At 38.5% G+C, this 23,090-nt stretch carries 25 protein-coding genes; 6 read left to right on the top strand and 19 right to left on the bottom strand.

The window, feature by feature from the left end:
* Window positions 1-80: 80 nt before the first annotated feature.
* From hypB to CDG77_RS01020, 11 genes are all read right to left on the bottom strand, one after another.
* Complete coding sequence (gene hypB / locus CDG77_RS01070) at window positions 81-911, bottom strand: hydrogenase nickel incorporation protein HypB (protein ID WP_094327453.1); 831 nt, start codon at window positions 909-911, stop codon at window positions 81-83.
* Window positions 902-1,243: a hydrogenase maturation nickel metallochaperone HypA gene (gene hypA, locus CDG77_RS01065; RefSeq protein ID WP_094327452.1), complete on the bottom strand. Its 342-nt coding sequence runs from the start codon at window positions 1,241-1,243 to the stop codon at window positions 902-904. Before hypA ends, hypB begins: the two co-directional genes overlap by 10 nt.
* Window positions 1,244-1,263: 20 nt before the next feature.
* The gene (gene hypE, locus CDG77_RS01060) at window positions 1,264-2,367 is read right to left on the bottom strand and encodes a hydrogenase expression/formation protein HypE (protein ID WP_094327451.1); all 1,104 of its coding nucleotides are present in this window, start codon (window positions 2,365-2,367) and stop codon (window positions 1,264-1,266) included.
* Window positions 2,368-2,419: 52 nt separating this feature from the next.
* The gene (hypD, locus tag CDG77_RS01055; protein ID WP_094327450.1) at window positions 2,420-3,595 is read right to left on the bottom strand and encodes a hydrogenase formation protein HypD; all 1,176 of its coding nucleotides are present in this window, start codon (window positions 3,593-3,595) and stop codon (window positions 2,420-2,422) included.
* A gap of 132 nt (window positions 3,596-3,727) precedes the next feature.
* The gene (locus tag CDG77_RS01050) at window positions 3,728-3,988 is read right to left on the bottom strand and encodes a HypC/HybG/HupF family hydrogenase formation chaperone (RefSeq protein WP_094327449.1); all 261 of its coding nucleotides are present in this window, start codon (window positions 3,986-3,988) and stop codon (window positions 3,728-3,730) included.
* A 68-nt stretch (window positions 3,989-4,056) separates the two neighbouring features.
* Window positions 4,057-6,405 carry a carbamoyltransferase HypF gene (gene hypF / locus CDG77_RS01045; protein WP_094327448.1) on the bottom strand — a complete coding sequence of 783 codons (2,349 nt, stop codon included), beginning with the start codon at window positions 6,403-6,405 and terminating at the stop codon, window positions 4,057-4,059.
* Window positions 6,406-6,439: 34 nt separating this feature from the next.
* On the bottom strand, window positions 6,440-7,654 hold the full coding sequence (locus tag CDG77_RS01040) for a hypothetical protein (protein WP_223269678.1): 1,215 nt from the start codon (window positions 7,652-7,654) through the stop codon (window positions 6,440-6,442).
* Between the two features lie 671 nt (window positions 7,655-8,325).
* Complete coding sequence (locus tag CDG77_RS01035; RefSeq protein WP_094327447.1) at window positions 8,326-9,171, bottom strand: NifU family protein; 846 nt, start codon at window positions 9,169-9,171, stop codon at window positions 8,326-8,328.
* A 49-nt stretch (window positions 9,172-9,220) separates the two neighbouring features.
* Window positions 9,221-9,445, bottom strand: a complete 225-nt coding sequence (locus CDG77_RS01030) for a hypothetical protein (protein ID WP_094327446.1) — start codon at window positions 9,443-9,445, stop codon at window positions 9,221-9,223.
* 8 nt (window positions 9,446-9,453) lie between these two features.
* Window positions 9,454-9,720, bottom strand: a complete 267-nt coding sequence (locus CDG77_RS01025) for a hypothetical protein (protein WP_094327445.1) — start codon at window positions 9,718-9,720, stop codon at window positions 9,454-9,456.
* Between the two features lie 139 nt (window positions 9,721-9,859).
* Window positions 9,860-10,828, bottom strand: a complete 969-nt coding sequence (locus tag CDG77_RS01020; protein WP_094327444.1) for a hypothetical protein — start codon at window positions 10,826-10,828, stop codon at window positions 9,860-9,862.
* Window positions 10,829-11,269: 441 nt separating this feature from the next.
* Between CDG77_RS01020 and CDG77_RS01015 the strand changes: the two genes are divergently transcribed.
* The 4 genes from CDG77_RS01015 to CDG77_RS01000 all read left to right on the top strand — a co-directional run bounded on the left by CDG77_RS01015 (window position 11,270) and on the right by CDG77_RS01000 (window position 15,516).
* Complete coding sequence (locus tag CDG77_RS01015; protein ID WP_094327443.1) at window positions 11,270-12,133, top strand: Rpn family recombination-promoting nuclease/putative transposase; 864 nt, start codon at window positions 11,270-11,272, stop codon at window positions 12,131-12,133.
* 92 nt (window positions 12,134-12,225) lie between these two features.
* Window positions 12,226-12,423 carry a hypothetical protein gene (locus tag CDG77_RS01010; protein ID WP_094327442.1) on the top strand — a complete coding sequence of 66 codons (198 nt, stop codon included), beginning with the start codon at window positions 12,226-12,228 and terminating at the stop codon, window positions 12,421-12,423.
* Between the two features lie 440 nt (window positions 12,424-12,863).
* On the top strand, window positions 12,864-13,826 hold the full coding sequence (locus tag CDG77_RS01005; RefSeq protein ID WP_094327441.1) for a hydrogenase small subunit: 963 nt from the start codon (window positions 12,864-12,866) through the stop codon (window positions 13,824-13,826).
* A gap of 94 nt (window positions 13,827-13,920) precedes the next feature.
* Window positions 13,921-15,516, top strand: a complete 1,596-nt coding sequence (locus tag CDG77_RS01000; protein ID WP_094327440.1) for a nickel-dependent hydrogenase large subunit — start codon at window positions 13,921-13,923, stop codon at window positions 15,514-15,516.
* A 154-nt stretch (window positions 15,517-15,670) separates the two neighbouring features.
* On the opposite strand, the gene CDG77_RS00995 is transcribed toward CDG77_RS01000, so the two are convergent.
* From CDG77_RS00995 to CDG77_RS00985, 3 genes are all read right to left on the bottom strand, one after another.
* Complete coding sequence (locus CDG77_RS00995) at window positions 15,671-16,576, bottom strand: hypothetical protein (RefSeq protein WP_094327439.1); 906 nt, start codon at window positions 16,574-16,576, stop codon at window positions 15,671-15,673.
* Between the two features lie 91 nt (window positions 16,577-16,667).
* Entirely contained in the window at window positions 16,668-16,856 is a 189-nt protein-coding gene (locus CDG77_RS00990) for a type II toxin-antitoxin system HicB family antitoxin (RefSeq protein WP_442946408.1), read from the bottom strand.
* Between the two features lie 97 nt (window positions 16,857-16,953).
* A complete protein-coding gene (locus CDG77_RS00985) occupies window positions 16,954-17,157 on the bottom strand; it encodes a hypothetical protein (RefSeq protein WP_094327437.1) in 204 nt (67 codons plus the stop codon).
* Between the two features lie 239 nt (window positions 17,158-17,396).
* On the opposite strand from CDG77_RS00985, the gene CDG77_RS00980 reads away from it, so the two are divergent.
* Window positions 17,397-17,819 carry a hypothetical protein gene (locus CDG77_RS00980; protein ID WP_094327436.1) on the top strand — a complete coding sequence of 141 codons (423 nt, stop codon included), beginning with the start codon at window positions 17,397-17,399 and terminating at the stop codon, window positions 17,817-17,819.
* Between the two features lie 208 nt (window positions 17,820-18,027).
* Window positions 18,028-18,501 (top strand): hydrogenase maturation protease, encoded by a 474-nt coding sequence (locus CDG77_RS00975; protein ID WP_094327435.1) that lies wholly within the window; start codon window positions 18,028-18,030, stop codon window positions 18,499-18,501.
* Window positions 18,502-18,541: 40 nt separating this feature from the next.
* On the opposite strand, the gene CDG77_RS00970 is transcribed toward CDG77_RS00975, so the two are convergent.
* The 5 genes from CDG77_RS00970 to CDG77_RS00950 form a co-directional block, all read right to left on the bottom strand.
* Complete coding sequence (locus CDG77_RS00970) at window positions 18,542-18,916, bottom strand: hypothetical protein (RefSeq protein WP_094327434.1); 375 nt, start codon at window positions 18,914-18,916, stop codon at window positions 18,542-18,544.
* An 18-nt stretch (window positions 18,917-18,934) separates the two neighbouring features.
* Entirely contained in the window at window positions 18,935-20,221 is a 1,287-nt protein-coding gene (locus tag CDG77_RS00965) for a SagB/ThcOx family dehydrogenase (RefSeq protein WP_094327433.1), read from the bottom strand.
* On the bottom strand, window positions 20,184-20,672 hold the full coding sequence (locus tag CDG77_RS00960; protein WP_094327432.1) for an ankyrin repeat domain-containing protein: 489 nt from the start codon (window positions 20,670-20,672) through the stop codon (window positions 20,184-20,186). The genes CDG77_RS00965 and CDG77_RS00960 overlap by 38 nt, the downstream gene beginning before the upstream one ends.
* 327 nt (window positions 20,673-20,999) lie before the next feature.
* Window positions 21,000-22,139 (bottom strand): homocitrate synthase, encoded by a 1,140-nt coding sequence (gene lysS / locus CDG77_RS00955; protein ID WP_094327431.1) that lies wholly within the window; start codon window positions 22,137-22,139, stop codon window positions 21,000-21,002.
* Between the two features lie 35 nt (window positions 22,140-22,174).
* Window positions 22,175-23,056, bottom strand: coding sequence for an AAA family ATPase (locus tag CDG77_RS00950; protein WP_094327430.1), 882 nt, complete (start codon window positions 23,054-23,056; stop codon window positions 22,175-22,177).
* Between the last annotated feature and the right edge of the window lie 34 nt (window positions 23,057-23,090).

Below are 23,090 nucleotides of genomic sequence, written 5' to 3'. Positions count from 1 at the left end.
TTACCTATCTCTTCCTTTGCGTCCTTTGCGTCCTTCGCGGTTCGTAAAAAAAAATAAAATATTCCTCAAGCGTAAAGAAATTAGCGTTGACAAATTTTTAAGTTTTCAATTAGCCACGCATACCACTTCTCCAACCCAGTACCAGTAGTTGCAGAAACTTGAAAAATCTGAATTTGAGGATTGATTTGCCTAGCATAATCTATGCACTTTTGAACATCAAAATCTACATAAGGCAGCAAATCAATTTTCGTGATAATCATGATGTTACTGGCACGGAACATGTGGGGATATTTTATCGGCTTATCTTCTCCCTCTGTAACCGAGAGAATCACTACTTTTGCATTTTCTCCCAAATCAAATAAGGCTGGACAAACCAAATTTCCCACATTTTCAATCATCACAACCGAGTTCAGAGGCGGATTCAGTTGTTGTAAACCCCTCTCTATCATTGATGCATCTAAATGACAGCCTGTTCCAGTATTTATTTGGATAACTTTAGAACCAGTTTCTTTAATTTTTTTGGCATCATTAGCAGTTTCTTGGTCGCCTTCAATGACACTGATAGATAATTGATTTTTTAAATCATTAATGGTTTTTGTCAACAGAGTTGTTTTGCCAGCGCCGGGAGAACTCATTAAATTTAAAGCGAGAATATTTCGACCTTTAAACCATCCCCGGTTTTGGGCAGCTAGCAGATTATTTTTCGCTAAAATCTCCTGTTCTAAAGATATTGTTGTGTTATGTATTTTGGCATGAATTTGAGGCGCTTCTATATGAGTATCATGGCTGTGGGAATGAGTTATAACAGTACCATCTGATAAAGTGTGAGTATGATGATGTTCAGCTTCATCTGTTTCTAAATTGATAATTTTAGTTTCGCCATCATCAGAACAACCGCAGGTTACACACATAATTCCTCTATTTCTATTTCTTTAATTTTCAGTTCTTCACCAGCAATCAAATCTAATTGCACGCTACCACAGCTACAAATACCAAATGGTTTATCTAAATAAATTTCTGCACCGCATTGGCGACATCGCCCTAAGCCTGGGATTTCCACAATTTCTAATGTCGCCCCTTCTAAAACTGTGCCTTGAGTACAAATATCAAAACAAAATCGGATAGCATCGGGCATAATGGCTGAAAGTTTACCGATTTCTAATAAAACTCGCTGTACTTTTGCACCTTTGGCGTGTTCAGTTACAATTGCCACAATATTTTGAGTAATTCCAAATTCGTGCATACTATAAAATCTATTAAAAATTAACAAATTCGTGGTAATTGGTCGCCTACCAAGATATCCACAATCCTTTCAGCACCAAAAACGGTTTTTAACAATACGATACCTGGAGGTGAAGAAATAACTTCGCCAATAATACAAGCATCTTTGCCTGCTGGGTGAGATTTCATAGCGGATAAAACATTTTCAGCATTCTCTTTTGGAACCACCACAACTAACTTCCCTTCATTAGCTAAATACAATGGGTCTAAACCGAGAATTTCGCAAACTCCGTTGACTTCTTCACGCACTGGGATAGATTCTTCAAAAATACGAATTCCCACATTGGAAGTGAGGGCAAATTCATTTAATACTGTAGCTAAACCACCGCGTGTAGCATCTCGCATAGCATGAACTTGTGGGCATACATGGAGAATAGTTTCTACTAAACTATGTAACGGCTGACAATCACTTTCAATATTAGTTTCTAAAGCTAATTCCCCACGGGCAATTAAAATTGCTGTTCCATGATTGCCTATTTCACCATTAATTATTATTACATCTCCAGGTTTAATGTTGTGGGCAGAAATATTAACTCCTCGTGGGATGATACCAATGCCAGCAGTATTAATAAAGAGTTTATCGGCAGCACCACGATGTACAACTTTTGTGTCACCAGTAACAATTTGAACACCAGCTTTTTCTGCGGCTGCTTTCATACTGTTTGCGACACGGCGTAAGGTTTCTACAGGTAATCCTTCTTCTAAAATTACGCTACAAGTTAGATATAAAGGTTTAGCACCACTGACAGCTAAATCATTAACTGTGCCGTTGACGGCTAATTCTCCTATATCACTACCTGGGAAAAATAAAGGGTCTACAACATAAGAATCTGTTGTAAATGCGAGTCTATCTCCTTGTTGGAGGAGAGGGGTTAGGTTGAAGCTGGCTTGGTCTTCTAATTGTGAGAGAATTGGGTTATCAAAATTGCTGATAAAGATATCATCTATTAAATCGCGCATGGCTTTACCACCGCTACCATGTGCGAGAGTTATATGACTATCTTGCACTTTCCTTTGGCGGCGGCGGGTTTGTTCTATTTTTTGGAATAGGGGATTTTTTATTGAGTTTGGGGGGGGAATATTCATACTTAAAGGATTTTTTTAACCGCAAATGTACGCAGAGTATTTGTGAGATGTATTAGTCTGAGGAGAAGCCGCAAGCAGGGAGAGGTTCTTGAGTTATGGTTACTTTTGGTATTGTTCTTTTGGCAATTGTGGAGAGTCGTCCGTATTTGTAATAGGCTGCACAAGCACCTTCGGAAGATACCATGCAAGTACCGATTGGTGTTTCTGGTGTGCAAGCTGTACCGAATACTTTGCACTCCCAAGGTTTTAAGACTCCTTTGAGAATTTCTCCACATTTACAAGCTTTATGGTCGGCTACTTTGAGATTAGGAATGGTAAATTTAAGTTCGGCATCAAATTGAGCATATTCAGGTTGAATTTTTAATCCTGAATAAGGGATATCTCCCAAGCCGCGCCAATCAAAACTATCTCGGATGGCGAAAACTTTATTTATGGCTTGTAGGGCTACTGTATTTCCAGATTTTTGGACAATTCGGTTATATTGATTTTCAACTTCGCAACGATTTTCTACTAATTGTTGCAATAGCATCCAAATGGATTGGAGAATATCTAAGGGTTCAAATCCTGAGACGACAATCGGCTTATTATATTGTTGGGAAATAAATTGGTATGGGTCACTGCCTATTACCATACTGACATGACCTGGCCCAACAAATCCATCTAGTTGCAAGTCGGGATTATCTAATAGTGCTTTGAGGGCGGGAATCACAAGGACGTGATTGGAAAACATACTAAAGTTATGAATTTCTTCGGCTGCTGCTTGCAGAATCGTGAAGGCGGTGCTGGGGGCTGTGGTTTCAAAGCCTAATGCGAAGAAAACTACTTCTTTGTCGGGGTTATCTCTGGCAATTTGCAGGCTATCTAGGGGAGAGTACACCATACGGATGTCTGCACCTTGCGCCCTGGCTTGCAGTAAAGTGGTTTTGGAACCGGGAACTCGCATGGCATCGCCAAAGGTGGCAAAAATGACGTTATGATTTTGAGAGATTGCGATCGCATCATCTAATCTCCCTTTTGGCATAACGCATACTGGACAACCAGGCCCATGAATTAGTTCGATGGTTTGGGGTAATATTTCTTCGATACCATATTTAAAAATGGAATGGGTATGTCCGCCGCATACTTCCATTATTTTGATGGGTTTTTCTAGCTGGCGGGATAATTTGGCGATTTCGCGGCGTAAGGCTTCTGCTTTTTCCGGTTCGCGGAATTCGTCAACATATTTCATAGGAAATCATCAGTTAATTTTGGTTTTGTGGTAAGAATTTTTTTAACGAACCGCAAAGGACGCAAAGGGCGCGAAGGAAGAAAGAAAAAGAAAGAAATGAGTTTTAAACTTTTCCTTTACGTGGTCTATTATTTAAGTACTAATCCCTGCTTGTGCTGCTGCTAATTCTTGAAAGAGTTGTAATGTTTCTGCCGCTTCTTGTTCGTTAATTCGATTCATGGCAAAGCCAACATGGACTAATACCCAATCACCAATACAAGCTTCGGGGGGATGTTGTTCATCTACGATACAAGCAATATTTACTTCGCGCTTAACACCACCAATGTTAACTAGGGCTAATTTATGCTTAACGTTGGTAATTTCGATAATTTGTCCGGGGATTCCTAAGCACATTTTTTTATTTTTAAGATAAACGAACCGCAGAGGCGCAGAGAGAATTATTTAGGAGAAAATTTTTTTCATCAGCACTCATGTATTAATTGTGCGGCTGCAATCACTGCTTGTCCTAAAGATAAGCCGCCGTCATTAGCTGGAACTAAGTTGTGAGTGAGTACTTTTATTCCTAATGCTTGTAATTGTTTGGTAACTTGCTCTAACAATATACAATTTTGAAACACTCCTCCCGTTAGGACAACCTGATTAATCAGATTTTTTTTAGAAAGATGCTGAACCATTTCCACAATTGCATTTGCTAAACCTTTGTGAAATTTTGCAGCGATAACTGGTTGGGGAATCTGCTGCTGTAAGTCATCAAGCAAAGCTTGCCACATTGGGCGCGGGTCTATACAATAAATACTATCTGAAAAGCTAAAACTAAAAGGATATATTAGCGTTTCTTTATCATTATTTAAGCTATTAACATCTACTATAGCTTCAAGTGCGATCGCAGCTTGTCCTTCATAGCTACATTCATCTCTATAAATACCGATAGCTGCCGCCACTGCATCGAACAACCGCCCCACTGAAGAAGCTGGAGGAGAATTAATTTTTTTCTCTATAAGTTGATTGAGTAGCTTTAGCGGTTTTTTATTCAGAAATTTTACGATGTCTAAATCAGCATACTGTTCTTGGCAATCATCCCAAAGTTTAGCAGCTATTAATTGGGCGTAGGTATTACGCCAAGGCTGATAAATGGCCTGTTCACCACCAACCATTGCTACTGGTTTAAATGTTGCTAGTCGCTGAAACTTCCGATAATCTGCTAAAAGAAATTCTCCACCCCAGAGTGTACCATCATCCCCGTAACCTAAACCATCTAAAGCGATACCTAATACTGGAGGTGAATCTAAAGGAATTCCATTTTCTGCCATACAAGCAGCAATATGGGCATGATGATGTTGGATTTGATGAATTGGAATTTGATTTGTATCCGCTAGTTCTTTACCAAGTTTACTTGAGAGATATTCAGGATGTTTATCAATGGCAATTATTTCTGGTTGATGCTCAAATAAATTTAAGTATAAATTTAAATTTTCTTGGTAAGTATTAAAAGTAGCAGCATTTTCTAAATCTCCCAGATGTTGAGAGAGAATTGCTTTTCCTTCACGCAATAGGCAAAAGGTATTTTTTAACTCGCTACCCATTGCTAAAATTTGCGGTATTTTGTTAAATCCTGGTGGTAAACTAATTGATGCTGGTGCATATCCTCTGGCACGGCGAATCGTTTGAACTTTATTACTAAGAACACGCACAACCGAATCATCCACCCGATTAATAATCTCTCGATTGTGAAATAGAAAATAATCAGCAATTGTTCCTAATTTTTCTCTCGCCTCGTCATTATCAATACATTGTGGTTCATCAGCAAGATTGCCACTTGTTAAAACAATTGGGCGATTCATCCGCCGCAGAATTAAATGATGCAGAGGCGTATAAGGAAGCATGAAACCAAGGGTACTTTGCCCTGATGCAACTGATGATGCTAATTGTTTTTTATCTGAAGCTTGTAATAAAACAATTGGTGCAGCAGAACTGGTTAATAATTCTTTTTCTTTGGCGTTGACAATACAATATTGTTCAATTATTTCAATATCCCGCGCCATTAAAGCAAAGGGTTTATGATAGCGCTTTTTACGCTGACGCAGTTTTTGTACAACGTTTTCCTGTGTTGCATCGCAAGCTAGATGAATACCACCTAAGCCTTTAATTGCCACAATCTCACCTTTTTGCAACAATGTACAAACGGCATCAACATCATCCAACATGGAGAACATGGAAGCAGTAACCGATTTCCCATCAGCGCGTTCTAACCAAGCAGTGGGGCCGCAAACATGGCAAGCTACAGGTTGGGCGTGAAAACGGCGATTTTCAACATCGTGATATTCCTTTGCACATTCGGGACACATGACAAACGCAGACATACTGGTATTGCATCTGTCATAAGGAATGGCACGAATAATACTCAGGCGGGGGCCGCAATGAGTGCAGTTAGTAAATGGATAGCGAAAAAAGCGGCTAAAAGGGTCGAATATTTCTTTTTGACACTGGGGACAAGTGGCTGCATCAGGGGTAATTTCTGTTTTAATGGCATTACTGATACTAGTAGAAATCACAAAATTATCAAATTTAAATTCACCTTTATAAATAACTCTTGTTAGTTGATTAATTATTGCCAACGGCGGACATTCTGTTTGCAATCTGGCAACAAATTCTGTTAATGCTTCTTCACTACCAGATACCCGAATTAATACACCTTCACCATCATTACAAACATCCCCACTCAAACCGCAAGCTTTAGCCAGACGATATACAGTAGGGCGAAATCCTACCCCCTGAACAGTACCGCGAACTCTAATTTCTTCAGCCGCCATATAAATCTGACTTTCCAAAATTACGAATTACGAATTACGAATTATTAAACTGCCACAGCAATATTCGGTTATTTCCAGAATCAGCTATTACTGCTGTATTGCCACAAATTTTTATCCCATAACACCAATTTAAACTATCTCGTTTAGGCAATCCAAAATTACGATTTTCACCTTTACTTTGAAAATTAATTTGTCCTGCTAACCCATCTGCTATTACACCTTGCAGTGATAAAATTGATTCTGGCTTTCTCCACCCTAATAAACGAGAATTAGCAGTATCTGCAACTACTAACCAATCTCCAGCCACCGCCACACCATAAGGCATACTCAAACTACTAGCGCTAGGATGATAAACTCCTTGATTCATTTCCACAAAATCAAAGCTTTTTTGTCCTAAAACAACCCCACAAGGGGTATTATTTTCTGTTGGTATTCCCTGCCAAATCATCACTCGATGATTACCTGCATCGCTGACAACCAAATTCTCTCCCCAAAAAGCAATGTCGTGACACCAACGCATACTCGCTGCGGTTGGAGAATCACCGCCGTTTTCATTGCGAGATATCATATCCGGTTGTCCCAGAACTAAATCAGCAGGTTGACCATTTTCTGTTGGTAACTGATGCCAAATTAATAGTCTTCGATTACCAGTGTCAGCAATAAATAGCCGTCCTTGATGATAGTAAACACCATAAGGCCAGTGCATTGTACTAGCAGATGCTTGTTGATTTCCTCGATTTGGTTCATTATCGGTAAAATTAACTTGCCCTAATACAAAATCTGCTGGAACATTGTTATCTTCTGGTAAACTTTTCCAAATCAAAACTCGATGATTCCAAGCATCGGCTACAGCTAAACCTTCGCCGCAAGCACAAATCCCTGTTGGTACACTTAAGGTTGCCCTTCCCGGTGTATTTTTAGCATTTTGTCCTTCATGATAAAAATCAGGTTGTCCAATTACCCAATCAGCCGGTTGACTATCTCTTGTGGGTAAATTTTGCCAACCTAATAATCGATGATGTCCGGTATCTGATACCCATAATGGGCCAGTTTCTGATAATAAACAAGCACTACGAGGCCCAAACATATTTGTAGCATTAGGCGCTACAGGTATGACTAATTGTTCGGGTTCAATAATGTTACCTAAAATTACCTCTGCACCTTGAGGTGATAAAGGTAATTGTTGAAAAATTTCTGTTGCTTCTAGCGGTAATTGTGATATGGGATTAATTATGATTGGGATATCCATGAACCACAGATAGACGCTGATAATTATTTAAAAACATTAATCTTGATTAGCGTGTAACAACAGTAACGGTTTTGCATTATACTTTTGTAAATTCAGTTAAAACCTTTATCAACTTCGATATTAATCAAGCTAAAAAAAATCAAGATAGCCTTTAGAGGATGTTTGAAAAGTCCTATTCTCTGTATTAAATAGTTTTAGTAACTTTTATTACATGGCGAATCTTTGGCATGAGTGCGCGATATACTTAAATTAGAAGGCAAACTGGGGTTTGAATAAGTAAAAGCTTCTTTTACTTGCGGAAAACACTAAAATGAGTAAGTAAAACCTACTTTTGCTTGCGGAAAACACCAAAATGAGTAAGCAAACTGGAGTTTGAATAAGTAAAACCTACTTTTGCTTGCGGAAAACACTAAAATGAGTAAGCAAACCGGGGTTTGAATAAGTCAAATGACCTTTTGAGAAAGTAATATGCCTTTTTACTTTCTCAAAACACTAAAATCGATACCTGAATTACATAAATAAGAATGAATTCAGAGATATTGAGAAAGCATTCAGGCATTTTGCTTTTACAAAATACTAAAACGAATGCGCGAACTACTCAAATGAAAAAGCAAATTACCTGTGATTGACTAATTGTCAAGTATATTTGCTGAAATGTTACCTTTGCATCATCATTTTTGCAGTTTTACAAAAACCTTATCGCCTTTAATCTTGACTGGATACGACTGAAGCGAAATATCAGGTGCAGTTAAACATTCACCTGTCTCTAATTTGTACTGGAATCCGTGGGAAGGACAGGTAATAATACCATTTTCAATTTTACCCTGTTCTAAAGGAGATCCTAGATGACTGCAAGCATTTCGGTAGCATTTTACTGTAGTACCTTGACGATGTAAAATTAGTGAAGTACCAGCAAGTTGTACTGCCACTACACTAAATTCAGGAACTTCATCAAGAGTCGCTACTTTCATCCAAGTACAAGTTATTTTTGCAGAGAATGGACTGATTAAACTAGAATTAGCGTTGTTCACAGTAGAACTGTTATTAACTGCCACTACTTTGGTAATTTCAGGGCAATGATTTTTTATTGCCTGTTCTACTCCCTGAGATAAAGTTAAAGTAGAAGTTGGACAAGTACTGCAAGTTCCAATTAATCTAACTTCTACTGTATCTGGTGACTTAATTGCTACTAATTCTACATCACCATTATGGCTTTTTAAACCTGGGCGAACTTCTTCAAGGGCTGTCTGAATGCGTTGTGAAAGCGGAGGTTTTGGTGGTTTGACGAGTTCGTGATACAGTAGCACTGCATACACTAATTCATCTGCAACAGCATGACGTAAAGCTGGCATTGATTCTTCTTTCAGGCTTTTAATCAAATTAGTCAATGCAGCTTTATGCAAAGCTTCAATTGCTCTTTTTAAACCAACTGCTACACACCGTTGGCTTTCATCCCACTCGGATATAATTGCCTCAAAACGGTTAATTTCCTGAATTAATTCTTCAAGATTTGTCATTTGTCATTGGTCATTGGGCATTGGGCATTGGTTGTTTATCAATGACAATTCACTTCGTTTTAAAATCTTTGAAGAGAAACGGCATAATCATGCCTGTCACTAAGCTAGATAATATGATTGGTAAGTAGAAGGGAATGGGGGCTTGTGCAAGTAACACTAACAGTAAGAAACCTACGGCAATACCAATAGTAGTTTGCTTGACAAAAAATATTGGATTGCGTATTAGCTTTCCTTTAAAAAATAACTTGGCAGATAACCATCCTAGCTCTAACATATTTTCTCCTAATAATTTGTCAAGAAATTTAAAGCAACAAGTCCTAAGAAGATGGCAGGAATTACACCCGCAGGGGCAAATAATGCACCAAGCATTGCTGAAAGTTGATATCCTATATCTTTACCAGCTAATATCATTCCACCAATTGCACCGCCAACCATGGCCAAGACTGTTGCTATGATTAACCACACTAATTCTGTTGCTATGTTCAAATCGCCATCTGCTAAACTTGTGAGAAAATTTATCAGATTTGGCGTTGTTAAAATGTCTCTCATGCTGTTTTTCCTCATTGTTTAAGTAAAGAGTTAAGAGTCAATTTAGATCCATAACCAATACGCTTGGGTTTTTGAGACGCGATAAATCGCCGTCTCTACAAGGGTTTTGGTCTTATCTGAACTGTATTGAACCCATAACCTAACCCTTCATTTCTGCTTCTACATCTTGTAATGCTTGAACTACTACTTCTGCTTGTGCAATTTGTTGGTGTTCCGTAAATATTTCTAATGCAGCTTGATAGTAAACACGCGCTTGCAAAAGATTTTGGGGATTACCAGCTTCTGGTTTTTCGTGGTCGTCTGGTAAGTTAAATAGGGCGTTGGCTTTGTTTGAAATTGTGTTAGCGTACTCTAGGGGTGTATCTTTGGCATTACGCACTTTTAACGCTTCGTCATAAGCTGCGATCGCACGTAAGTTATTCTCGACAGGATGGGAACTCACTAAATATTGCAAAGCGTTACCCAAGTTGTTTTGCAACATGGCATATTCTCTGGGATGGTCAATCAGATTAATATGCTTGAGTGCGACCTCAAATGATTGCACAGCTAAACCTTGACGCAAGTATTCCCGTTCCGACGCTAGGGGCATAGAAAGATATGCGATCGCAATATTGTTATACAAAATGGCGTATTCTTGAGGATAATCTTCCCAAGTAAAGACCCGCAAAGCCTCATGATAAGCCTGGATGCTGTCTGTTATCCGCGCCAAATTAAATGGCACTAGCGACTGCAACACCAGCCCAAAATTCATCTGTGTCTCTGCCACTTCCTCTGGCGTTGCTAATTGTTGTAAAATCGGTAATGCCTCTTCATAACCGACTTTAGCTTGCATCAACAGTTGGTAATCAGCATCCGGTATTGCCTGTAATGTCCCCGCCATGCCGACTTTGGCCCTAGCTTTCAATAGGGGATACTCCTCACCACACATCTCATAGGCCCGGTAATATAAACCAACTGCATTCCGCAAGTCTTGGGCAGCTTTGGGCTTTTTTTGAAAACCCTGTGCGATCTCAATCAGCATTTGGATTTTTTCTTCTGCTGAAGCTGACTCCGATGCAACAGCTGCGATCGCAGCCTTCACTGCTGAATCTGTAATGCTGGGGGTCATAACTCTGCCGTACTCTAGCCAATTGGGAATTGAATCTGTCAACGCCCACGAATGATTGAGATACGTAAACGCATCTAATCACGGGCCATACTGATTTACGCAGGCTTCGAGTCCTTTAGGCGGAATTCCCCTTTTTATTTGAGCTAGGATTAAAGACTAGAAACTAGGGAAAAAACTTAATCCCCTATAGCCAATGTCTTATGCCATGCTCAATACAATACTATAAAACACCCTATTTCTAAAATTCTAGGGGGAAATTGCTAATATTAATGTCAGTTTTAAACACCTAATATTTTTTAAATACTTTTTGTATCATCGTCTTATACAATTTAAATATTTTTTATTGAATTGCTGACATACATAATATTTATTGTACTCAAAATAGTCACCACGGGTTAGTCGTTGTGTAAAATATATTCATCAACTGTAAAACAAGCTCCCTTGAAAACAGACAGTATCTTTTATCGGATCTTTCAGAGTATCCCCAGTACTTTCTTTGAACTGATTAACCAACCACCCCAACTAGCTAGTGCTTACCAATTTTCTTCAGTAGAAGTTAAACAACTGGCATTTAGAATCGATGGTGTCTTTCTCCCAAATACGCCAGACTTACCGATTTATTTTGCCGAAGTACAATTTCAACCAGACAAAAAATTCTACTCTCGTTTATTTACTGAAATCTTTAACTATCTCGACAAAACCGAATTAACCAACAATTGGCGGGGTGTTGTCATCTTCCGCAACCGCAGCGTTGATACTGGAGATACCGAAAGATATACAGAATTACTCAACTCCCAACGAGTAACTCGCGTCTATCTCGACGAATTAAGCTCAATTGAGGCATCATCAATCGGTATAGAGACAGTTAAACTCATCATCGAACCAGAATCAACTGCGACAATAAAAGCTGTAGAGATAGTCAACATTGCCCGACAGCAAATTCCAGATGTCACTACTATTAGGGAAATTATACAATTAATAGAGACGATATTAGTATACAAGTTACCGCTATTGAGCCAGCAGGAGATAGGAAAAATGTTTGGATCAAATGAATTAAAGCAAACTAGATTTTACCAAGATGTTTTTGCAGAAGGTAGGCAAGAAGGGAAACAAGAAGGTATACAAGAAGGTAGACAAGAAGGTATACAAGAAGGTAGACAAGAAGGGAAACAAGAAGGTATACAAGAAACTAAGTTACAAACTATACCTCGATTATTAGGATTGGGTTTAAGTATTGAGCAGATAGCTCAAGCATTAGGTTTGGACGAACAAGCTGTTAGGCAAGCTATACAACCAAAATCCTAAAACAATAGGGTGCGCGAAGGATTAACAGTGCGTTTAATAGAGACGATATTAATCTACAAGTTGCCGCGATTGAGCCAGGAGGAGATAGGAAAATGTTTGAATTAAATGACTTGAGGCAAACTAGATTTTTCCAAGATGTTTTTGAAGAAGGGAAAAAAGAAGGTAAGCAAGAAGCTAAGTTAGAAGTAATACCGCACTTATTAGCGTTTGGTTGCAGTATTGAGCAGATAGCTCAAGCGTTAGACTTCGACGAACAAGTTGTTAGGCAAGCTGCACAACCAAAATCCTAAAACAACTGATATATAGTTGACGGGGCGCAAAATTTAGTGCCCCTATTTTTGGCTCATTTATTACATAAAAATCTGAGGATTGAAAATACTCATTACCTTATGCAAATTAACAGTTGACAGTAATTACTAATAATTCCAGGGTTTTGACAACGATAAATTAAGCATATTGAGTTTGTTGAACATCAAGGCTTAAAAACAAGATGCAGTGTTTATTTTTACTATTTTGCATTTAGAAAATGTGTTGTATATAACAGACAGAGCTATTGGAAATAATATTGAGATAATTTAATTTATTGTTAATGATTAATTCTTTTTTAATGAAAGTGAATTAGATAAAAAAATATCTTACTATTGAAAAACAAATATTGATAAACAGGTGAGACTTTACAAGCATTATCACCTACATCATGCATGGGAAACAATAGAAAAATACCTAGCCGATGACTAACGTACTATGGCTACAAGGTGGTGCTTGTTCCGGCAACACCATGTCATTTCTCAACGCTGAAGAACCGACAGTTTGCGATTTAATTGCCGACTTTGGTATCAATATACTTTGGCATCCTTCCTTGGGATTGGAATTAGGCAACGATTTGCAAACACTGCTACGAAATTGCATTTCTGGCAAAATTCCTTTAGATATTTTGGTATTTGAAGGCAGTGTTGTTAACGCCCCCAACGGTACTGGCGAATGGAATCGGTTTGCCGATCGCGCCATGAAAGATTGGTTATTAGACCTCGCCAAAGTTGCTCAATTTATCGTCGCTGTGGGAGACTGTGCAACCTGGGGAGGAATTCCCGCCATGTCACCTAACCCCAGCGAATCGGAAGGTTTGCAATTTCTCAAACGTCAAGAAGGCGGCTTTTTAGGGAAAGATTTCGTATCACAAGCTGGATTACCTGTAATTAATATACCTGGATGTCCCGCACATCCCGACTGGATTACGCAGATATTAGTTGCGATCGCTACTGGACGCATAGCAGACATTGCTTTCGATGAACTAAATCGTCCCCAAACCTTCTTTAACACCTATACCCAAACAGGTTGTACCCGCAACATCCACTTTGCCTACAAAGCCTCAACCGCCGAATTTGGTCAGCGCAAAGGCTGCTTATTCTACGACTTGGGTTGTCGTGGTCCCATGACTCATTCTTCCTGCAACCGCATCTTATGGAACCGCGTCTCATCTAAAACTCGCGCCGGAATGCCTTGTTTAGGTTGCACAGAACCAGAATTTCCCTTCTTTGACCTCAAACCGGGAACCGTATTTAAAACCCAAACAGTAATGGGAGTTCCCAAGGAATTACCGCCAGGGGTGAACAAAAAAGACTACGCCTTACTCACAATGGTGGCTAAAGACGCTGCACCACCTTGGGCAGAAGAAGACTTTTTTACTGTTTAGTCATTAGTCATTAGTCCTTTGTCATTTGTGAAAAAGCAATGACTAATGACCAATGACCAATGACAAATAACCAATGACAAAGGACAAATAAAAAATGGGAATTCAATCATTAGATATTTCGCCCGTTGGTAGAGTTGAGGGCGATTTGGATGTCCGAGTTGATATTGAGAATGGGCGGGTAGTTAACGCCTGGACACACGCCGAATTATTTCGTGGATTTGAAGTGATCCTACGCGGCAAAGATCCCCAAGCTGGATTAATTGTCACGCCTCGTATTTGCGGAATTTGCGGCGGTTCTCACTTAACTTGTGCATCTTGGGCATTAGATACAGCTTGGGAAACAGAAGTTCCTCGCAATGCAATTTTAGCGAGAAATCTTGGTCAAATTGTTGAGACAATTCAAAGTATCCCCCGCTATTTTTATGGACTCTTTGCCATTGATTTAACTAATAAAAAATACCGCCATAGTCGTTTTTATGACGAAGCTGTGAGACGCTTTGCTGCTTTCACTGGCAAATCTTATGAACTAGGCATAACAATTTCTGCTAAACCTGTAGAAATTTATGCACTATTGGGCGGACAATGGCCTCATTCCAGCTACATGGTTCCCGGCGGCGTGATGTGCGCTCCAACCTTAACAGACATTACCCGCGCTTGGGCAATTCTCGAATACTTCCGCACCAATTGGTTAGAACCAGTGTGGTTAGGTTGTTCTTTAGAACGCTACGAACAAATCCAAACTTATGATGACTTTAGAGATTGGTTAGATGAAGACCGCAATCATCGAGATTCCGACTTAGGTTTTTATTGGCGCATGGGTTTAGATATCGGTCTAGATAGATATGGTGCTGGTGTTGGTAAATATGTCACTTGGGGATATTTAGCCCATGAAGATAAATACCAAAAGCCGACTATCGAAGGACGAAATGCGGCGATGATTATGAAAAGTGGTGTGTACGATAGCTTCGCAGACACTCACGTTTTAATGGATCAGTCATTTACCCGCGAGAATACAACTCACTCCTGGTACGATGAAGGGACAGCAGATATTCACCCTAGCGATCGCACCACTAAACCCACTGCAATCAATACCAAAGACTTCGATAACGCCTACTCTTGGTCTAGTGCAGTCCTTCACAAAGACTTCGGACGCTTAGAAACTGGCCCCTTAGCGCGTCAATTAGTTGCTGGTGGTAAACATGGCGAATCTTGGCAACATTACGACCCCTTCATCCTCGATGTCTTCAAAAACATGGGTGGTGCTAGTATTCATGTGCGTCAGCTAGCACGAGTTCACGAACTTGTCAAGTTATATCGTCAAGCTGAACACTGTTTACGCGAATTCAAATTAAACGACCCTTGGTATATCAAACCCACAGAAAAAGATGGCAAGGGTTGGGGTGCAACAGAAGCCGCGCGGGGTTCCTTGTCTCACTGGGTGGAAATAGAGGGCGGTAAGATTAAGAACTACCAAGTGATTGCCCCTGGTACTTGGAATATCGGCCCTCGTGACGGTGAAGGTATTCGCGGCCCTATTGAAGAAGCTTTAATTGGCACACCCATTTACGATTCTAGCGATCCGGTGGAAGTTGGTCATGTGGCGCGATCGTTTGATTCTTGTTTAGTGTGTACAGTTCACGCCCATGATGCTAAGACGGGTGAAGAACTAGCGCGTTTTCGGACTGCTTAAAAGATGCTAATAGCTAATGATTTTTTAGTTAATCATTAGCTCATTATTATTAGATTTGCTGACATTAACTTTCCTATTACGCTGTGACTATATATACTGTTGAGCAAATCGATAAGCAGAATCTTGTGTAAATTACACTTATTTACTATACTTGCTAATACGCAGGAATTTGAAATTCATCCTTCTCATTTATTGTGATTAAATCACGAGCTTTATTGAACAAACTAGCTCCTATATTTGTTTCAGTATTATTGGCTAAATGAACAATATCTTCTTTATGAGAGTGTCGTAGAATTATCTTAACATCTCCTTTTTGCGAGATTGAACTCTCTGAAAGCCTTATCTCTAAAGGTTCAGTTACTAAATTCGTATTAAGACTATGTTTACTCAGGGCTTGAGAAAAAAGTGGTAACATAACTTTTTTGTAAAGAAGATCATACTTAATGAATCCAAATGAATTATTTTTTTCGATCCATATATTTGGCATTAGATCGCGCTCAGGATATACAAATCGGAATGCCTCAAAAATCTCTAATGCAATAATTGAAGCTTGAACAACGTCTACCTGATTAGCTAGATAAGGTATAGAAGAAAAACTTGTCTTGTCAAATTGAACTTCTGAATTAAAGAATCTATCGTGAAAAAGCTCATTTCTAAAAGTTTCAAATTCTTGCAATTTTTGGAATATTCCTGAGCGATAAAAAACTTGACTCTCAATTTCCAGTAGTTCAAAAACTGCTGTGAGACGACCGTTGATTTGTTTTCCTTTAAAGTTTTTGAAATCCTTATCTTTAAGAAAACAAGCAATTTTTAGCAATGTGCTTATAAACGCTTCAATAGCAAGAAACCAAAAACCAACTGCACTTATGGAAACATTTCCCTGATTGATTATGCCTTTTGATTGCTCCAGTTGCTCAAGATTCTGACATGAAAAGTAGAAAGCTTTAATTGAATAGTAAGGATAAGTGATTAGAAGCATAGAAGATTCATCATTTCCCTTTTTAGGGAACCAAGCATAAATCTGACCGATATTATCTTTTCTGAGGTCTTCCAGTTTCATATTAGTGATGGGCTTCCAAAGCCTAGTAATTGATAATTGAGCGTAGACGCGTAGGGCTGTGGCTAGATGCACTTACAGCTTACTGGATCGGTCATTCACCTGAGCGTAAGCCCAGATCCTCATCCTCTAAAAGCATCTCAATCACTTCATGCAAATTTTCCTGCAATTCATCCAAGGTTTCACCTTGAGAATGCGCTCTAGGAAAACCAGGGACATAGCCAACATAGAACTTAGTATCAGGATCTCTTTCAACGATCGCAGTAAAAGTTTTCATACTCATAATCATAGACAAGGCACACTTTACAGCTTACTAGATTGGTCATCAACCTGAGCGTAGGCGTAGCCCCTCGTAGACATCGCTCTTAATTTAGTCAGACCTAATCTTCCTGTTTCAAGGCTTGCATGAGAATTTCACCTGCACCAAACGAATTGTACGGTGTAGGCAAATCATAGGTTTTAAATGGTTCGAGAGGTAAAATATCTTTGTTGGTATCCAATTCTTCCGCCAAAATGCGGATTAGCTTAATTTTTTCTGATATATAGCGTTTTCTGACAGCAGGAAGTAGCTCATTGAGTGTCATGTTTCGCGCTCCATTTCTCCAACTAGGGTTATTTACAGCTTACTGGATTAACCATCTACCTAAGCGATTGCCCAAAAGATAAATTTGGGGAAAATCAAAGAAAAATAACCTATTCCCAATGCCCTATTCCCAATGTCTTATATTCAAAACTCGTAGCGTAACACACTAAAACTTATAGAAATAGTGGGTTAGGCTTGCGTTAATGCATTTGCATAAACAGCAATTTACACGGTAAGCTTGTGTCTGATTTAGCGCTACATAATTATCTCCCTCGCGTTCCCGATGCAGCATTGCAAGAATACATAGAATGGTGTGTTTTAGAGCAAGCTCAAGCCGCAGAATGTAACTTTACTCCTGATAGAAGTAAGTTAGATAATTTGCCACCAGAAGACTACGTTCCTAAACTTGTCGAGCAGTTCATGAAAGTAAAACCAGACCCAATTAAAGCCGGTTTGGTAGCTGCGATCGCTGGCAAAGAAGCTGACAAACACGCTTTATCTGGTTTAGCGATCGCAGCTGATTTTGTATCTCTTTATGTCAAGTATTTAATTCCTAAAGAGGGAACTACTAAAGAACAGGCTGAAGAGATATTAACTCAAGCATCACAACATCAGTATGATAAACTGACTGAAGTTGCCAAGAAACATGGTGTAGAGTTCTAATTTACTGCTGATGAATTATTTTCAGAGGCTTTGTCTATATTATTAGTCAAAGCCTCTGTTTTAGTCACTACTTATTTGCCTGAATTACAAACTTTACTTACCGTTAATTGTTGAATTATAATTGCTTTATCCTCCAAGCGATGCCTACGGCGGTAAACTACGCGCTTTGACTAAATTTGCAACCGCTTAAACAATTAAATCTTATTCTATGCTAACTATTATTGGTTGCGGCAATCTCAATCGCAATGACGACGCAGTAGGCGTAATCATTGCCCAACGCTTACAAAAATATCTAGCCGAAAACCCTCATCCTCATGTGCGAGTATATGACTGTGGAACCGCAGGGATGGAAGTAATGTTTCAAGCTAGAGGTAGTAAACAATTAATAATTATTGATGCAAGTTCAACTGGTTCAGAACCGGGTGCTGTGTTTAAAGTTCCAGGAAAAGAACTGGAAGCAATGCCCGAACCTAGTTATAACTTGCACGATTTTCGTTGGGATAATGCTTTAGCCGCCGGACGGAAAATCTTTCAAAATGACTTTCCCGAAGATATAACAGTTTATTTAATTGAGGCGGCAAATCTTAGTTTGGGACTAGAGTTAAGTCCTGTTGTCAAACATTCTGCTGATTTGGTTTTTGAAGAGGTAGCTGCACTTATCAGCCAGAATATCAACTTTTAATTAACAATCCAAAATCCCAAATCTAAAATCCAAAATCGAATCACGCCCAATCTCGATAAACAGAAAGTTCATCTACCCTCATTTCAAAAGGTATACCTTGACTTTCTGGCGGACAAACCCGGATTTTAGCACTGTTAACAATTCCATATAGCAATGTCCCCATTGGCACAATTTTTTGTAAAACACGCCAATTAATAACTTGATCGGGACATTCAATTACTAATGTCAGAGCATTGGCGTGAGTTGTGACATACCACCGACAATCAGACAGAAGATTTTGAATGGTGCGATCGCACGCTTCATAAAAGTATCTGCTAATAGAATCCTCTAGCTGTTGCCGCAGTATAATATCCGCAGATGTCGGTTGTATAGGATGTGAGTCATCACCATTAAAGTAATACATATTTCTAGCCATCTCTCTTTAGCTTCCTGCTTATATTCCAATCACCATTCCATAAAGTACATCTTTATTTGTTTCTAATAATTCTTGGGTTTCGTCATCATAATAAGCACCAATTCCACTACACTGAATTCCCAAATAATTACTAGTTAAATAAAGTCTTTGTCCGAGAAAACCAGCTATTTGCATAGCCGTTTGATAATTTAAATAATCTGACACAAAAAATAAAGTTACAGCGCCATCTCTAGCAATAGCCTGATTAATACATAAGTAACCTGTCTTTTCACTAAAATTACCCGTTTTAACCAGATGTGTACCTCTATATAACCCAGGTGTCATTCCCCCTACTCGATGCACCACTGAGTAAATTTCTATTTCCTCATAGTTTTCTGTCGGTATTGACTGTTGAAGTTGTTGCACTACATATAAATAATCTTCTTGAGAAATAGCCTCTTTCCGGAAACGTCTAATAGAACGTCTATCCCAAACAGTTTGATAAAATTTATCCCGATCGAAATCAAATTGAGGATACTCTAATTTCTGCTGACGACTCTTTTGTTGAGTAGTTGCTTGATAGGCATCTTCAATAAATTGATTGGATTCAAAATAATCAGTACCAGAGACAAAAGGAATTTTCAGCCTTAAGTGTCTGATTTTCTTGTCTTGTATTTCTCCTGACACCGCACAAGCAGTAATAAACTCTTTATTCTCAAATCCCAAATCAGAATTGAGCGTAAGTTTATCAAAGTCAAAAATTAGTTGTATATCTCGGTTGTAGACATAAGCTGAAGCTGCGATCGCACCTAAATGGTGTCCGCTATCTAATAGGCAATATCTCATGCTTCTATTTTGATATTTCCAGCTAGACCTATAATAAACACAACTAATTAAAAAGATGAATCCGTTGATACTTTTACCCGGTATAATATAATTCTCTAAGCCATCATCAATTAATTCATAGATGAGAGTTAGACAATTATTCTCAACTTCTAAATGATATATACCATCGATTATTCCCTCAACACCGCGAACCTGTACGTAAACTTCCGTAGGATACAGAGCGCCTGCTGATGGATTCACCCGCAGTTTATAAGGGCCATCTTTATATACTTTTTCCAGTGTTATCGCACTGGTTAAGGAGATAAAAGAATGAACAGGATTATTGAGATTTAATTTCACTCTCCGATAAAACTTAGGATAAACTTTAAATGAAGATGGCTGTGTTGAAGCATCTACATAATTTGGATCGAGTTGTACCGATAAGTAAGAATGCTTGGTAGCGTCATGATAGGCTTTGCCCGATATCTGACTTGATGGCATTTTTAATTATCCTTAAGACTTCTACGTTGCTAGCAAAATCTATGGCTTTATAATCGTCTAAGTTCTTTAAATATAAATTAGGATGATGTTGTAAAAGTAACTTGACGACTTCTGTCTTTCCGGCTGATGCTGCGTACATTAAAACAGTTGCACCATTATCATTTTGGTTGTTAATGTCAATGTTGTCAGCCAAGAGTAAATTAATTAAATCGTAGTGATTACCAAAACAAGCAAACCACAAAGCATTGTTGCGATCGCTATTTTGAGCATTGATATCCGCACCAGCATCAATTAGTTCTTTGACGACTGTATAAACTCCTTCTCTTGTCGCTTTCATTAAAGCTGTATCACCATTTTCACCTGGCTGATTTAAATCGCTAGGATTATAGCTTTTTGCTATTAGCCATTGGGTTGTTACTTCACTCAATTTTTGACTGTTGGTTCGATTCATAACTACTCCTCAGTTAACTTTTTTACTAATATAAATTTGCTTGGCAAATAGAATGGTGAGCAATGCTCACCAGTTTTGCAAAAATGTTATTTAAATCCTTTTAACTTACATATATGCTATCAACTTTATAAGTTGAAATTATGAATCATTTATAAAGAACAGCAAACATTCATCTTAAAAAAGCTTGAAAAATAATGGAAAAGCAGTAATTTTTACAGTTTTCTTACATAAGATAGATTAATAGCAGATATGGGTGGATTTAGATCCCCAACTTCTTCAAGAAGTCGGGGATCTGCACTTGGACAGTAAGTGCGTATATTTTCAAATTTACTGACAATGATAAGAATATAAAATATTATCTACATCTTCGATGGTAAGACTTTGGTTATCAGCTAAAGCTTTCAATCTATGGGTAATATCTTTAAGCTGGGATAAATTAAAGGAAAGTCCTAATTCATTAGCTCGGTGATTAACCGCCTGTTTTCCAGCCAATTTATGATTAATTAAAATTGAGCGCGTTACACCAAAACTCCGGGGATTAATAGCTTCATAAGTCTCAGAGTTATTGAGCATAGCCTTAGTATGAATGCCAGCTTTATGACTAAAAGCACTCTCACCAAAAACACAGTGATTAAAAGGAATAGAAATCCCAACTTTTCTCGCAACTAATTCATGCAAGGAACCAAGTTCATCCAAGCGATATTTAGACTTAATCTGCTCTGGATTTGTAGCATATAATCTCGCAATGAATGCAGCTAGTGAAGTAATACCATTTCGCTCACCAATTCCCAAAACACAAGTGTCAATATGAGTTGCTCCCGCTTCCAGTGCTGTATAACTGTTAGCATTTGCACATTCTGTATCATTATGACCGTGAAACTCAATATCTAAATTAGTGAACTGGCGCAAAGTCTTCACTAATTCAAATACTTGCATTGGCGTAATAATTCCTACTGTATCGGCAATTCCTATGCGTTTGACAACTCCTAACTTTTCAATCTCAGAATAAATTGCAATTAAATCTTCTATGGGAGTGCGTGACGAATCCTCAGCCGAAAACCGTAACTCAATATCGGGGGCTTGTTGATGAATAAAAGTTAAAACTTCAGATGCTAAATCAATAATTTGATTAATATTTTTACCATGACTGAACTGGCGCATCAAAGAAGAACTACCAATAGTTAAATTAATCCCAGCGACACCTGTGGCTAAAGCGACTTTAGCATCTTCTAAGTGACAGCGAATGTGAGTTAATATTTTGGATGGCAAGCCTAAGCGAGACAATCTTTCACAGTCTTGTCTAGACTGAGGTGAAGCGATTGGTGACGTTAACTCTATATATTCCACTCCAAATGCAGCAAGGGCCTCAGCGATTTCGACTTTATCATCTGAAGAGAAATTGGCTTTGACGAATTGTTCACCTTCACGGAGAGTACTTTCTACAATTGCAAATTCAGATAGCGACATTGAGCAATCCCTATACTAATTCTTACTAAGGAGATTCACTTATTAGTTTTTATATTAACAGATTTGCATAATTGAGAAATAATTACTTTGGCTGATTCTTGGGGACTAGTTATAGTATCAATTATAAGAGAGCGATCGCTTGTATCCATCGCTTCTAAAATATGTTTTGTCGGAACCGAATCATAGTTTTGACTCTCTTCCACAAATATTTTTAGTTTTTCTCGCAATTCTACACCTGTAACAACTTGTTTGCTTACAAGTTCTAAGATTTGTTGTTCTTCTTTAGGAGTAAAATAAGCAGAAGCCTCTGGTACGCCCAAACTAGCAAAATTGCTCAGTACTTCTGGGATAATTTGCATACGATCGTCTAATTCTTGATCGGCAATTCGATCAAAAGAATCATGACGTTTTAGAAGCCTTTCTAAACGCACCGTATTTGGTGCGGTCAACATTACAAATTTAGCATTTTTTAAAGCTGTAGCTGCATAGCGAACCTCATTTTCACCACGCAAACTATCGAAAACTAACATAGAGTTGACTTCTTGTGGATTGATGTGTAGAGAAGCTAAAATGTGACCCATTCCACCAGGAAAGTATTCTCGATAAAGGCGAGTATAAGTTAAACGTTTAATCCGGCAATGTGGTTGCACGAGTTTCTCTTGCATTTTTAACATTGGTGCAATTATCACGCGTTCGGTTAAAACACGACGATTAGGTAAAAGTGTAAAATCCAAGCCTTCTTCAGCCAAAGCTTTTGTGATTGTGCTTTTTCCCACTCCAGTCATACCTACTAGAATAAGTAAGGGAAAACTTGTTATTGGCAACCAGTCTTTAGGAATAGGAAATCCTACACCTATAACTGGACTTAAATGTTCAAAAAATAGATTTGACCTTGTTGTATTAACTTGATGCTGCACAATATAAACCTCTTTTTAGTCTAGTTATTATAAA

It is taken from the genome of Nostoc sp. 'Peltigera membranacea cyanobiont' 213, from assembly GCF_002245975.1.
Taxonomy (GTDB): domain Bacteria; phylum Cyanobacteriota; class Cyanobacteriia; order Cyanobacteriales; family Nostocaceae; genus Nostoc.
The sequence above is the reverse complement of the archived record's forward strand: the minus strand, read 5'-3'. Positions and strand labels throughout refer to the sequence as shown.